The sequence below is a fragment of the Acidiplasma cupricumulans genome, from assembly GCF_001402935.1.
Lineage (GTDB): Archaea > Thermoplasmatota > Thermoplasmata > Thermoplasmatales > Thermoplasmataceae > Acidiplasma > Acidiplasma aeolicum.
Genome location: NZ_LKBH01000244.1, coordinates 1 through 1,453, shown reverse-complemented (window position 1 = coordinate 1,453; position 1,453 = coordinate 1). Strand labels below are relative to the sequence as shown.

The following is a 1,453-nucleotide window of genomic DNA, read 5'->3' as shown; positions in this document are numbered from 1 at the left end:
TTTTATTTAAATATATATGGTATAATAACTCATAAAATTTATATATTGATGATGACTACATGTTCAAGAGAAAAAATGGAAAACATCAAAAATGTAAGTACAGAAAGTAAGAGCCAGCTAAAAAGACATGTCGGTTTTGCCGATATATTTTTTATGTCATTCGGCGGTCAGGCACCATTCCTTTCAATGCTAACCTATGCAACAGCAGCGCTTCTTCTTGCACTGTTCTTCTCACCCATAGTGCTTATTATAGGAACTTTGGTTGTTTTGATAAATGGTGTCAGTGTGTATTATTTATCCAAAAAACATGATGAGGAGGGTGGATATTTTAATTATGCATTCAAATCATTATCCCACAGATTCGGTTTTGAAACAGGATGGTTATATCTTTTCTACTCATTATTGTATGCAGGCGGTTATATAACAGGTTCAATATTTGTTTTAACATATGTTGTTTCACCATATATTACAATTCCGCCACTTGTGGCATTTTTAATAGTATTTATTCCCACAGCAGCGTTCCTTTTGCTTGGAATAAGGCCGTCATCAAAATATGCAGTTTTCTCTGCAAGCATTGAATTATTGGTATTAATAGCAGTAATAATTGCAGGTTTATATGGCGCACATTTTCTTGTATACAATCCATTTATAAAGATTCCTTCACCTGCAGTAATATTCCTTGGAATATTATTCGCAGTAGGCATACCAACAGGTTACGGTGCAATAACACCAGTTTCTGGAGAGGTAAAAAATGCAAAAAAGAATGTGGGTAAAGTTGCAATTCTTGTAATAGTAATTGGTGGATTTTTGGAGTCAATGGTTCTTTACTCACTGGTTGATTATGGTATAATGACACATTCATTCTCTGCGTTAATATCATCTGATATTCCGGTTATAACCATAATGTACAGAATTGCAGGGCCTGTTGCATTGCCATTATTATTATTTGCTGCAATTAACGACGGAATTCTCGGTTCATTAGCATTTTTAACAGCATTTTCAAGGAATTTATACGCAATGTCCGATAGGGGCCTTATAAGCAAAAAAATAAGCATATTACATGTAAAAACCGGCACACCAGTTATCGCAGGGTTAATAACATTAATAGCAGCATTAATAATACTTGTACCGTCATTGGTATTTGTAAACTCATTTATTATATTCCTTGCATTGGGATCAATTGCAGGCCTGGGAAATTTAATGGTTCATTTAACAGCAAACTTTTCATTGTTTAAGGTTAATCTTGTAAAGGCACAGAGAAAAATTCGTGAATTTGGTATTGCACTTCTCGGAATAATAGTATCAGGATTTATTTTTATGTATTCGCTTTTAACATCTGATACATATATGATAGAACTGGTTCTGGGATTTATAATATTAGGATTTATAATATTAGAAATACTTGACGCACATAAATATGTTAAAACGCATACAGAAATCTAATAATAAATTT

1 protein-coding gene is annotated in these 1,453 nt (G+C 32.8%); it reads left to right on the top strand.

What is annotated here, in order from left to right; all coding sequences use genetic code 11:
- The first annotated feature begins 48 nt into the window (after positions 1–48).
- Positions 49–1,443 carry an APC family permease gene (locus AOG55_RS06640; protein ID WP_055041063.1) on the top strand — a complete coding sequence of 465 codons (1,395 nt, stop codon included), beginning with the start codon at positions 49–51 and terminating at the stop codon, positions 1,441–1,443.
- Positions 1,444–1,453: the final 10 nt, after the last annotated feature.